This is a genomic window from Enterococcus sp. DIV1307a (assembly GCF_050537425.1).
Taxonomy (GTDB): Bacteria; Bacillota; Bacilli; order Lactobacillales; family Enterococcaceae; genus Enterococcus; species Enterococcus faecalis.
Map to the genome: position 1 here is coordinate 712,598 of NZ_CP172914.1, position 12,304 is coordinate 724,901.

At 38.2% G+C, this 12,304-nt stretch carries 12 protein-coding genes and 1 riboswitch; of the genes, 7 read left to right on the plus strand and 5 right to left on the minus strand.

Annotated elements, in window-relative coordinates; genetic code table 11:
* The first annotated feature begins 10 nt into the window (after positions 1-10).
* Entirely contained in the window at positions 11-628 is a 618-nt protein-coding gene (locus tag IGL90_RS03420; RefSeq protein ID WP_002355821.1) for a hypothetical protein, read from the plus strand.
* Positions 629-677: 49 nt separating this feature from the next.
* On the opposite strand, the gene IGL90_RS03425 is transcribed toward IGL90_RS03420, so the two are convergent.
* On the minus strand, positions 678-1,781 hold the full coding sequence (locus IGL90_RS03425; RefSeq protein ID WP_002355822.1) for an ABC transporter ATP-binding protein: 1,104 nt from the start codon (positions 1,779-1,781) through the stop codon (positions 678-680).
* 185 nt (positions 1,782-1,966) lie between these two features.
* Between IGL90_RS03425 and mgsA the strand changes: the two genes are divergently transcribed.
* Both mgsA and IGL90_RS03435 read left to right on the plus strand, forming a co-directional pair.
* Positions 1,967-2,389, plus strand: coding sequence for a methylglyoxal synthase (gene mgsA, locus IGL90_RS03430; RefSeq protein WP_002355823.1), 423 nt, complete (start codon positions 1,967-1,969; stop codon positions 2,387-2,389).
* Positions 2,390-2,455: 66 nt separating this feature from the next.
* Positions 2,456-2,623, plus strand: a riboswitch (THF riboswitch).
* A gap of 30 nt (positions 2,624-2,653) precedes the next feature.
* Complete coding sequence (locus IGL90_RS03435) at positions 2,654-3,202, plus strand: folate family ECF transporter S component (protein WP_048738172.1); 549 nt, start codon at positions 2,654-2,656, stop codon at positions 3,200-3,202.
* Positions 3,203-3,253: 51 nt separating this feature from the next.
* Here IGL90_RS03435 and IGL90_RS03440 read toward each other — a convergent pair whose 3' ends face one another.
* A complete protein-coding gene (locus tag IGL90_RS03440) occupies positions 3,254-5,020 on the minus strand; it encodes an ABC transporter ATP-binding protein (RefSeq protein WP_002355825.1) in 1,767 nt (588 codons plus the stop codon).
* Complete coding sequence (locus tag IGL90_RS03445; protein ID WP_002363303.1) at positions 5,010-6,737, minus strand: ABC transporter ATP-binding protein; 1,728 nt, start codon at positions 6,735-6,737, stop codon at positions 5,010-5,012. The genes IGL90_RS03440 and IGL90_RS03445 overlap by 11 nt, the downstream gene beginning before the upstream one ends.
* Positions 6,738-6,862: 125 nt before the next feature.
* On the opposite strand from IGL90_RS03445, the gene IGL90_RS03450 reads away from it, so the two are divergent.
* The 3 genes from IGL90_RS03450 to IGL90_RS03460 all read left to right on the plus strand — a co-directional run bounded on the left by IGL90_RS03450 (position 6,863) and on the right by IGL90_RS03460 (position 9,759).
* Positions 6,863-7,630 carry a putative ABC transporter permease gene (locus tag IGL90_RS03450; RefSeq protein ID WP_002387023.1) on the plus strand — a complete coding sequence of 256 codons (768 nt, stop codon included), beginning with the start codon at positions 6,863-6,865 and terminating at the stop codon, positions 7,628-7,630.
* A gap of 248 nt (positions 7,631-7,878) precedes the next feature.
* Entirely contained in the window at positions 7,879-9,099 is a 1,221-nt protein-coding gene (locus IGL90_RS03455; protein ID WP_161796755.1) for a 3D domain-containing protein, read from the plus strand.
* Positions 9,100-9,195: 96 nt separating this feature from the next.
* Positions 9,196-9,759, plus strand: coding sequence for a GNAT family N-acetyltransferase (locus IGL90_RS03460; protein ID WP_010825082.1), 564 nt, complete (start codon positions 9,196-9,198; stop codon positions 9,757-9,759).
* Between the two features lie 184 nt (positions 9,760-9,943).
* Here the strand turns inward: IGL90_RS03460 and IGL90_RS03465 are convergent, their stop codons facing one another.
* Together IGL90_RS03465 and IGL90_RS03470 are read right to left on the minus strand one after the other, a co-directional pair.
* Complete coding sequence (locus IGL90_RS03465; protein WP_002355833.1) at positions 9,944-10,468, minus strand: LURP-one-related/scramblase family protein; 525 nt, start codon at positions 10,466-10,468, stop codon at positions 9,944-9,946.
* A gap of 51 nt (positions 10,469-10,519) precedes the next feature.
* Positions 10,520-11,389 carry a Cof-type HAD-IIB family hydrolase gene (locus IGL90_RS03470; RefSeq protein WP_002383369.1) on the minus strand — a complete coding sequence of 290 codons (870 nt, stop codon included), beginning with the start codon at positions 11,387-11,389 and terminating at the stop codon, positions 10,520-10,522.
* 133 nt (positions 11,390-11,522) lie between these two features.
* Between IGL90_RS03470 and IGL90_RS03475 the strand changes: the two genes are divergently transcribed.
* Complete coding sequence (locus IGL90_RS03475; protein ID WP_002363309.1) at positions 11,523-12,203, plus strand: uracil-DNA glycosylase; 681 nt, start codon at positions 11,523-11,525, stop codon at positions 12,201-12,203.
* Positions 12,204-12,304: the final 101 nt, after the last annotated feature.

Below are 12,304 nucleotides of genomic sequence, written 5' to 3' on the forward strand. Positions count from 1 at the left end.
GGCAGTTTTAATGAAAACAAACTCAGTAAAACGTTTAACAATTTCAGCACTTTTAATTGCAATGGGGATTATCATTCCAATGGTTATGCCAAGAATTACCATTGGTCCAGCCAGTTTTACATTAGCAAGTCACGTCCCAGTTTTTATTGCCATGTTTATTTCTCCAGTGGTGGCAATTGCGGTTAGTCTAGGAACAGGTTTTGGTTTTTTCTTATCCGCAACACCGATTATTGCTTTGCGGGCCTTATCTCATTTGATTTTTGCAGTCATTGGCGCAGTGATTTTACAAAAGCATCCAGAAATTTTAATTAATAAAGAGGGGAAATTCACTTTATTAAATGGGAAATTACAGTTGTTTAACGTGGGAATTGGAGTGATTCATTCCGCTGCCGAGCTAGTGGTTGTTTCTGTATTTTACACAATGGGCAACTTGCCAGGAACCTATTATACAGCCGGCTTCATGTATTCTATTTTTCTTTTGATGGGCGTTGGTGGATTAATTCATAGTTTGGTGGATTTCAGTATTGCCTACTTTTTAGCAAGTACCTTAAGTAAACATGTAGATATTCCAACTTTTACAGAAGCGAAACAACCCAAAGTGATAAAGAAGAAGGTTAAATTAGCATAAAGAGAAACAATCGAGGCATCCGTCATTGTGACGGATGCCTCGAGATTTTTTATTTAATGACTTCTTCTGTTTGAGGGTCGAAGAAATGTCCTTTGTTAATATCAAAAGCTAAGTCAATCATTTCACCAGGATGGTGGAAGTCACGAGCATCTACTTTTGAGATAAACTCTGTATCACCAATTTTTGTATAAAGCATGGATTCAGCCCCTAATAATTCAGAAACAACGACTTCAGATTTAATCACCGCATCTTTCATTGCTGTTAAAGCCACTTGTTCGCTATGAATATCTTCTGGACGAATACCGAAAATTAATTCTTTGCCTTCATAACCATGTTCAACAAGCTCTTTGTTTCTTCCTTCAGGAATTGCTAGTTTTAAGCCATGTTGGTTAGAAATAACCCCATTGTTTAAGGTAACTTTGAAGAAATTCATGGCAGGTGAGCCGATGAACCCAGCTACGAACATATTTTTAGGTGTATTGTAAACTTCTTTTGGTGAACCAATTTGTTGAATAAAGCCATCTTTCATAATTACGATTCGATCAGCCATGGTCATCGCTTCGGTTTGGTCATGTGTCACATAAATTGTCGTAGTTTCTAAACGTTGGTGTAGTTTAGCGATTTCAGCACGCATGGCTACACGTAATTTTGCATCCAAGTTTGATAAAGGTTCATCCATTAAAAAGACTTTGGCATCACGAACAATTGCCCGGCCAAGTGCAACACGTTGGCGTTGTCCACCAGAAAGCGCCGCAGGTTTACGTTGTAAGTACTCTGTTAAGCCCAGAATATCCGCAGCATTTTCCACCCGTTTTTTAATTTCAGCTTTATCATATTTTCTTAGTTTTAAACCAAAGGCCATGTTATCAAAAACAGTCATATGCGGGTAAAGCGCATAGTTTTGGAAAACCATGGCAATATCACGATCTTTCGGTGCAACGTCATTCATGACTTTGTCCCCAATTGATAATTCACCTTCAGTAATATCTTCTAAGCCAGCAATCATGCGCAATGTTGTTGATTTACCGCAACCAGAAGGTCCGACAAAGACGATAAATTCACGGTCTGTAATTTCTAAGTTAAAATCTGTAACAGAATAATGTTCTGCATTGTCATATTTTTTATACACATTTCTAAGCGCCATTTCCACCATTTGATACGTCACTCTTTTCTTTTTGATTTGTTACTCATAGTTTAAATGAAAACGCTATCTTTCGGCAAGGGAGAGTTGCACAAGAAAAAGAAGACTTTTTCGTCAAGGTGACAAAGGGCAAACACTCTCAGCGGATTTATCGATAAACTTTTGTTATAATATAACAAAGACAGGAGTTGGATAACATGAAAATCGCTTTAATCGCTCATGATCGTAAAAAAACATTAATGATCAAACTAGCAACCGCTTATAAACATATTTTAGAAAAACATGAATTGTATGCAACGGGAACGACAGGCATGAAAGTGATGGAAGCAACTGGCTTACCCGTGCATTGCTTTAAATCGGGGCCATTAGGTGGGGATCAACAGATTGGCGCAATGATATCAGAAGACAACATTGATTTAGTTATTTTTTTAAGAGATCCTCTTTCCGCGCAACCGCATGAACCAGATGTGACAGCTTTGATTCGTCTAAGTGATGTCTATGAAATTCCTTTAGCAACCAATATCGGCAGTGCTGAAATTCTTTTGAGAGGTGTCGAGGCGGGGTTTGCGGACTTCCGTGAGGTTATCCATGAAGGCGATCGTCGACCGTTAGCTTTTTAGAGAACCTTAATGGTTATTTTGACTATTTTGTGGTATATTTTATGAGGACTTTTGTCCAAATAAAATAACAGAGTAGGAGACAAAGCGTTAAGTGCTAAAAGGATGGGATGTTGCCTTTTGGACGAAGAACATAAACAGTGTGTTGCTAGAAAGTAAAGGTTCTTACTTTGCTTATCATCAGAACAACACGTTCAGCTTTTTAATGTTCGCGGTTTTGTTTTCGCATTCGCTGCATGGTTCGTCATGTAGCAGCTCTTAGAGGAGATGCTAAAAATGACAAAGAAAAAATTTGGCACAAAATCCATTGCGTTAATGGGCGTACTCATTGCGGTGGTCGTTGTCTTTTCGCGCTTTTTTGCGTATGAAACAACGTTTTTAAAAATCAGTTTCACGTTTATTCCAGAATCATTGATTGGGATGATTTTCGGACCTTTTTGGGCTGGAATCGGCACGGCGGTGGCTGATGTGGTAGGAATGCTGCTTTTTCCAAAGGCAGGCTATTTTCCTGGGTTTACTTTAAATGCCTTTTTGGCTGGTGCTATTTATGGTTATTTCTATTATAAGAAAGAAATGACATGGAAACGAGTGATTTTGGCGACATTGTTGGTCACCGTTTTAATTAATATCATTTTAACTCCTTTGTGGTTAAGTTTAATGTATGGAGTCAACCTAGCAAATTTTGCTTGGTGGGTGCCACGCTTAATTAAAACAGTTATTTTCTTTCCTATTCAAGTAATTGCCACTTATTATTTAGGCAATAAAATTCCCTTTAAACGTTTATTTGGAAAGCCATTATCTGAATTAGATCAATAAATTTAAAATTAAAAGAGTCACTTTTCATCATCCCAGAAAAGTGACTCTTTTTTATTGTGCTTTTTGATTAAACTGTGCTTCGTAAAGGTCACGATAATAACCCTGTTCTTTTTGCAATAATTCGTCATGGGTGCCAATTTCAACCACTTGACCATTATCCATAACTAGAATTTTTTCAGCACTTTTGATTGTTGCTAAGCGATGGGCAATAACAAAACTGGTCCGGCCAGTCATCATTTGTAAAAAAGCATCCTGAATTTTTTGCTCGGTCAATGTATCAACTGAACTGGTCGCTTCATCTAAAATAAGCATCGGCGGATTACTAATCATCGTGCGTGCAATAGTCATTAATTGTCGTTGTCCTTCAGAAATTTTAACGCCTTGAGAACCAATCTCGGTATCTAGTCCTTGAGGTAAACGCATGACGAAATCAAAAATATGGGCTTTTTTCATGGCTTCTATAATTTCTTCGTCAGAGGCTTCAGGATTTCCGTACGTTAAATTTTCCCGAATGGAACTATCGAATAGCCAAGTATCTTGGAGAACCATACCAAAACTTTTTCGTAAGCTGTCCCGAGTAATTTGAGTAATGTCGTGAGTATCAACCGTAATTTGGCCACGGTCGACCTCGTAAAAGCGCATTAACAAATTCACTAATGTTGATTTACCCGCACCAGTTCGTCCAACAATGGCAATTGTTTCTCCTGGTTCAGCAATTAAATTAAAGTTTTCGATTAAAGGTCGCGTCGGCGTGTAAGAAAAATCAACGTCTTTAAATTCAACACGGCCTCGCGCTTCTTTCAAAACAATTGCGTTCGGGGCATCAGGACGTTCAACTGGTTGATCCATCATATCAAAGGTACGTTCCAATCCAGCTAAGGCTGCTTGGATTTGGTTGGTGATTCCTGAGAGTTCAATAAAAGGTTTAGAAAATTGACTAGAGTAAATGGTGAAACTGGAAATAACACCAACTGTGACTAAAGGATTGCCACTTAAAACTAACAAGCCACCGACTAATCCAATCGATAAATAAGATAAATGGTCGATAAATCGAGAAAGTGGGTTGGTTAAGGAGGAAGAAAACTGAGCCTTCTGTCCTTTTTCATACAACGTTTGATTCAATGCTTCAAATGTTTCTTGCGTAGCTTGTTCTTGTTGAAAGGCTTTAACAATTTTTTGGTTGCCAACCATTTCTGAAACGAAGCCGGAAATTTCACCAACAATCGTTTGTTGTGCAGCAAAGTTTTTTTGTGAAGCTTTTGCAACAAGCCAGTTTACAATAAAAATAATCGGCGTACTGATAAGAACCACTAATGTGAGCAGGGGACTTAGCCGAATCATAAAGAGCAAAGCAACAACGACGGTGGCCATGCCAGAAAATAATTGGTTGAAGACAGCCGAGCAAGCCATTGAAATATTGTCAATATCGTTGGTAAAGCGACTGACGATATTTCCGTGTGATGTTTGGTCATAATAACTTAACGGTAATTGATTTAAATGGGCAAAGGCATCTTTTCTCAGCTGTGTGGTCGATAAATAAGACACGCGATTACCGAGACGTTGAATCAGCCATTGACTTAGAACGGTTACGAGTAAAATCCCTGCTAATAAACCTAAAATTTTGATGAGTTGCGCAGCATTGACTTGTCCTTTACCAACCATTGTATCAACGGATTTACCTATATAATAAGTCATGAGGACAGTCGAAAAACCACTGAGAATTCCTAGGATTAAGGCGCCGATAATTTCTTTTGGATAGCGTAGTAAATACGGCTTAAAACGTGAGAAGGCGCCAAAATGAATTTTTTTAGTTTGCATGGGTATCCTCCTCCTGTGACGCAACGATTTCTTGATACTCTTTAGAAGAAGTAAGTAATTCTTCGTGGGTGCCAAGGCCAGCGACTTTTCCACTATCTAGGACTAAAATTTGATTCGCCGTTGCAATCGAACTCACGCGTTGCGAAATTAAAATAACGGTTGTCTCTGCTCGTTCTTTTTGTAAAGCACGGCGCAGATTCAAATCTGTTTGATAGTCGAGGGCACTCAAGGAATCATCTAAAATAAGTAAATGCGGTTTCCTAATCAAGGCACGGGCAATGGTCAACCGTTGTCTTTGTCCACCAGAAAAGTTTTTTCCGCCTTCGTTAACAGGCGTGTCTAACCCTTGGTCTAATTGTTCAACAAATTCTTTACATTGGGCGATAGCTAATGCTTCCCAACAGTCTTCATCAGTTGCATTTGGTTTGCCCCATTGTAAGTTTTCTCGAATAGTCCCTGTAAATAAGACGGCAGTTTGTGGGACACTTGCCACTTGTTGGCGTAAAGTAAAGAGCGGCCAATCGCGCACATTTATACCATTAATAAAAAGGTTTCCTGCACTCACATCATAAAATCTGGGAATGAGTTGGGTTAAGGTACTTTTCCCGCTGCCGGTAGGTCCTGTGATGCCGAGAATTGAGCCTTTAGGAATCGTGAAATTGATATTTTCCAAAGCCAAACCGGCCTCTGGTTCATAGCGAAAATCTACATGGTCAAAGGTAATATCACCAAATTGTGGAGATGTTTTTGCTGATTCTGGTGTATCTGTTAACTGGCTTTCTACAGTTAAAACCTCATTGACACGGTTTGCGGAAGCGGCGGCTCGCGTAAAAATTACCACGAGATTAGAAGCAACAATTAAAGCGAGCATCATTTGATTCATATAATTGATCAATGCTAAAACTTCCCCTTGTTGCAGGGAACCGAAAGAAACTTTTAAGCCACTAAAATAAAGTAAAAATAAAATTCCAACATTCATAATCAAAGTGGTTAAAGGTGTTAATAAAGCAGAGACATTCGATACGCGAATGTAAATATCGCCTAAATCATCGGAAGCCTTATCAACATGTCGTTGCTCTGTTTCCTTTCTAGCAAACGCACGGATTACACGGACACCGCTTAAATTTTGACTAATTTGACGGTTTAACCGATCCAAATATTCTTGGACTTTTTGATATAAAGGCACAGTCACTTTAATGATAATAAAGAGAATAAGGCTAAAAATTGGTAAAAGTAATAGGAAAAGAAAGCCCATCTGCACGTCAATGTAAAAAGCCATGACCACAGAACCGATACTTAAAAAAGGTGTCCGAATGACCAACCGAATAAACATCGCTAAAGCCAATTGAAGCTGATTGATATCGTTTGTGATCCGGGTGATGAGGGTATCTGTACCAAAACTATTCAATTCTTTGTGTGAAAGCTGATTAATTTTCTTCATTAATTGATTTCTTAGCTCCGTCCCAAAACCTTGCGAAGCGACTGAAGCATAATATTGACAAATCATGACAAAAAATAAACCAACTAACGACATAACAAGCATCCAGAGGGCCATTTCTATGACAGTCTGTCGGTCGTTTTGACGAATACCGACATCGACTAAGTGAGCCATGAATAAGGGCAAGACTAACTCGAAACAAGCTTCTAAAAATTTGAAGACTGGACCGAGGATAATTTGTTTTCGATAATTTTTTGCGTATTTCAATAAACCAAACATAAGATTCCTCCCTTTGCTGCTCTCATTGTAGCCTAATCTTTCAATGAAAGAAAGTTGTTCGCTACATTTTCTCAACTTCTGTTAAAATAGAAGAAAAGCGCAAAGAAGTGGAGTGTGACAGAAACGTGGAAAAAATGAGTCAGGTTATTTTGTTATTTTTTATTTATTCCTTTATCGGCTGGTTATGGGAAACGGTGTATTGTTCATTAAAAGCCAAAAAATTTGTTTATCGAGGATTTTTGGTAGGGCCTTATTGTCCTATTTATGGATTTGGGGTCTTAAGCGTTCTCTATTTTGTGGAACCCTTTGAGAACAATCTCTTGGTATTGTATGTCGGATCGGCTGTTTTAGTGACGATTTTAGAATATGTCACTAGTTATGGCTTGGAAAAACTGTTCCATGCCTCTTGGTGGGATTATCATGATGTACCTTTTAATTTAAACGGTCGTGTGGCTTTACCGGTTTCTCTTTTTTGGGGATTGGGTTGTGTCTTGATTGTCAAAGTTATTCAACCAGAAATCGCCAAAGTTGTCAGCTTTTTACAAGCAACCTTTGGCAACTACTTAGCCCTTTGCATAGTGATTGTAATGGGGCTTGACTTAATTTATACGTTGCTGAACATGCAAGGTTTCAAAAAACTTATTACCGAGATGGGCCAAACGTTGGAAACGAACCAACAAGAATTTAAGCAACGGTTGAACACAAAAATGGAAATCGCTACAGCTGATTGGCAGAAGTTAAAAGAACGAACCAAAAAAGAGCATTTCCAAAATCGGTTAAATTTCCAACAACGTCGTTTTATTAACAATTACCCAAAACTAACTTTAAAAAACATTAAAAATTCCAAAGAAGTTCGGCATCTCTTAGAAGATTTGAAGAAAAAGGGCCAATAATTAACAAAAAATATTACAAAATATTTCAATCAATGGTCTAATGGGATGAAAAAAAGAAAAATCGTCAAAAGCTAGTTTTTAAGCCGTCTTAAGAAATTCTTAAAGAATTGAGATAGAAATGGACTAATGAATAAACGCAGGATAAAAAAAGAGTTGCATTTAAATTGTAATAAATTGTAACATGATTGAAATAAAACAAGCCCTCCTGACTAGTATAATGAGTAGGTGTTTTAGATAAGTTAGGAAAGGTGTTGGATTTAGTGAAGGTTAAAAAGTTGATACCATTTTTAACAACAATGATGCTTATCAATTTTGGACTTCCAGTCGCTGCGGCAGCAGAATCACTTGATTCGTTGCAAGAAAAAGAAGCGCAAGCGAAACAATCTGGGGAGTTAATTAGTAAAGAAATCAATTCAGCCTTAGACGATGTAAATGCTAAATATGCGGAAATCGAACGTTTAAAAACGCAAATTTCGAAAGCGGAAGATACGTTGAAAACTTCGAAAGAGGAAATAGAAAAAACAGAAAAAAATATTTCTCGTCGTAAAGAAGCTGTTGGCGATCGTATGAAGGATATTCAATTAAATGGCGACCAACGTACTTGGCAAGCCTTATTAGATGCAGAAAATTTATCAGATTTCTTTAATCGGGCCTACGCCATGACCGTTTTACAAAACTTTGAACGGGAAAAGATTGAAAGCTTAACTAGCGAAAAAGAAAAATTAGCTGCATTACAAGAAAAAGTTGAAAATACGCAAACAACTTTAAAACAAAATGAAGAGAAATTACAAGTTGAAGCTTCTTCAATGAATAATAAAGTCTCTGAGTTAAAAGAAAAAATGGCGAATAATGAAGAATTATTGGCTCAAATTTCGACAGACAAACAGAAAGAGCAACAACGCTTAGTCAGCGAAAAAGCAGCAGCTGAGGCACAGAAAAAACGTGCGGCAGAAACTGCCAAAGCAGAAGCAGCGAAGAAACAAGCAGCTGCCGACAAACAAGCGCAAGCAGATGCGGCGGCTAAACTAGAAGCCGAAGCTGCTGAAGAGTCAAGCAGTCAAGCATCAAGCTCTTCTACAAGTACGGAAAGCAGTAGCACTGAATCTTCAAGTTCAGCTAGTTCATCCGAATCGTCATCAACGACAGAATCATCGACAGGCGAATCATCAACACCAGGAACTGGCTCTGGTCGTGTGCTTCAGATGGAATCAACCGCTTATTCTTGGCGCGAAGCTGGTGCAAGTAATCTAAGTGCTACTGGTATTGACTTAAGTAAACAAAGCAATGTAGTTGCAGTCGATCCAAGTGTAATTCCTCTAGGTTCATTAGTGAAAGTCTCTGGTTATGGCTTTGCTATTGCTGGAGATACAGGTGGCGCTATTCAAGGAAATATTATTGATGTTCATTTTGATTCAGTAGACCAATGCCGTCTTTGGGGACGACGTCAGGTTACAGTAGAAATTCAATAATAAATTTGTTATACTAAAGACAAGATAAAAGGAATTGGCTAAGTCAGTAATGATAGTAGCCAGTTCTTTTTTAGTTAAATGTAAAGGAGAATTACAATGATTCGCTCGGCAACAAAAGAAGACGGTCAAGCGATTGCTCGGCTGGTCTTAGTTATTTTAAAAGATATGGAGTTACCAATTTTAGAAGAAGTCTCAGAAGAACAAATGATTGACCTGTTAGCAGAGGCAACGGCGTATCCAACCTATCGCTATGGCTATCAACGAATTTTAGTTTATGAACATGCAGGTGAAGTTGCAGGGATTGCTGTCGGCTATCCTGCGGAAGATGAAAAGATTATTGATGAACCTTTAAGAGAAGTCTTTAAAAAACATGGCTTAGCAGAAGATGTTCGGCTATTTATTGAAGAAGAAACCTTGCCTAATGAATGGTATTTAGACACGATCTCTGTGGATGAACGTTTCCGCGGAATGGGCATTGGTTCTAAGTTATTAGATGCTTTACCTGAAATAGCTAAAGCTAGTGGGAAGCAAGCCTTGGGTCTAAATGTTGATTTTGACAATCCTGGGGCGAGAAAGTTATACGCAAGCAAAGGCTTTAAAGATGTCACAACAATGACTATTAGTGGTCACTTATACAATCATATGCAAAAAGAAGTGTAAAAATAGAGGTCGGGACAGAAGCGTTTAACTCCGAGAAATAAGAAGGAATTTCCGAAAATTGTTCTATAATTTTTGGATAATTTCGGCTTATTTCCGAAGGAGTTGCTTCTGTTCCCGCCGTTTATCAATTTTTAAGCCTGGGACAAAAATCCAAAGTGATTTTTGTCCCAGGCTCTATTTTTCATTAATCCGTTAAAGGATCAAAATCTAATCCAAAATCATCGGAAGTTTTTTGTTTTTTCTTATTATATAACCAGTAGTCAAGGACAGCTGCTATACAGATGCACAACGGTGCGTCCTCATCATTGGCAACAGTTAAAACAAAATAGTCGCCTGTACAAAGCATGGTTTTATCCATTGACATAATTTTTTTATGGACTTGATAAATTGAATATTGATGCGCTTTGATATCACCAACAACTGCCCAGTGAAGGCCTTGAACATAATAGAAATCAGCATTCAAATTGAACAGTTTTCGTAGAGTACCCACTTTTTCAAAACGCTGATATAACTCAAATCGTGTACCAAAAGTCCAAGAAACTTGTTTAATACTGGCTAAAATTTCTCCGTTCATTGCATATAAAGAAAGCGCATCTCCTCGTGTACCCCAGCGCCCCACCAATAGAAAAAGTGAACGGCCTGCTTGGTCTTTCACGATGGTTCGCGTAACTTTTCCTAACTGTTGTTCTTGAATAAAAAATTCAGACACGACACGATCTCCTTTCTATATATAAATGAGTGCTGTAACTGGTAGTGCTTATTACAAATCTTCTCTTATTGCACGCAGGATGGCTTCGCCAACACCATTTTCTAAATTAGTGGCTGTTTCATATTTAGCATATTCTTTTAATTCCAGTTCGGCATTGCCCATTGCAAAACTTACCCCAGCCCATTGAATCATGCTGACGTCATTTAAATTATCACCAATAGTCATGACTTGTTCAGCGGGAATCCCACGTTCTTTAGCGACGCGCGCAACTGCAATCCCTTTTTGTGCTAGGCGGTGGTTAATTTCAATATTATTAAGCGCAGAAGAGGTAACAACCAAATCATCTAGTTCTTCTACTTCCATCCCAGCAGGGCCTAATACTTTCGGCCCATCCATACTGAAGCCAATAATTTTAAGGACTTCAATCGAATCATCTTTTAAAATGTCGTCTAAACGATCAACATAGGTAATATGCAATAAAGATAGGTGTGCTGAAGCCATGGCGATCGCCACTTTATAAGTTAAATGGGGCATGGATTCTGCAATATGAGCGGCAAAGTTTTCAATTCTTTTTTCTTGATGTTCAGAAAAAATACCTTTATTTGTAGAGATTTCATAGTAAACATTGTGTTGACTCAAAATAGTTAGTACTTCTGTTACTGTTTCTTTTTCGATCCCAGCCGTGAAAAGTGAGTGTCCATCTTTGTCGAACACTTGGGCGCCGTTTAAAGTAATCATGGCACAGTCAATTCCAGCTTCTTCTAACGCGGGTTTCGCTTCGGTATATGCGCGGCCAGTAGCAACCATAAATTCGATTCCTAAACGTTCCGCTTCGCGAATTGCTGAAGCGTTATCATTTGTGATGCTCATTTTTGCATCTAAAAGTGTTCCATCCATATCTGAAGCAATTAATTTAATCATCGATTCTCTACACCTCATTATCTATTTAAAGCTTACCTATAGTTTACCACGTTTTTCCAAGAGAAAGTACCCAGAAATTTCTTGTCAGGTTTGGAGAAATTCGTTATGCTTAGAGAGCGAAGGAGTGAGCATTATGAAAGAAATTATTCACAATAGTTGGCAAACCGTTTTATCTGCTGAATTTGAAAAACCGTATTATCAAGAATTGCGAGAATTTTTGAAAAAAGAATATCAGACACAAACGATTTATCCAGATATGTATCATTTATTTTCAGCGTTAGAACTAACCCCTTTTGAAGAAGTAAAAGTAGTAATTTTGGGACAAGACCCATATCATGGACCCAATCAAGCACACGGACTAAGTTTCTCTGTCCAGCCAGGTGTGAAAGTGCCGCCATCTCTTGCGAATATTTACAAAGAATTACAAGCTGATTTAGGGTACCAACCCGTCAACCATGGCTTTTTAGAAAGCTGGGCCAAACAAGGCGTGTTATTATTAAATACTGTGTTGACCGTTCGGGCAGGTCAAGCCTATTCCCATCGAGGTAAAGGGTGGGAGCAACTGACAGATGTCATTATCGAAAAGTTGAATGAGCGTGAAAAACCTGTTGTTTTCATTTTATGGGGACGTCCTGCTCAAGAAAAAATTAAAATGATTGATACGACTCGGCATGTGATTATCAAATCGCCACATCCAAGTCCATTGTCAGCGCATCGTGGTTTTTTTGGCTCACGTCCGTTTTCTCAAGCGAATGCCGCTCTAGAACGTTTAGGGGAAACGCCGATTGATTGGCAACTTCCTGAAACAGTGTAATGTAACAGTGCAAACTGTTATAGTGTAGAAGAGTTAGTTTGTGAAAAGTTTATCGGATTATTGGTTTTTTTGACTAATACAGCTAGAAAAAACTGTTATTT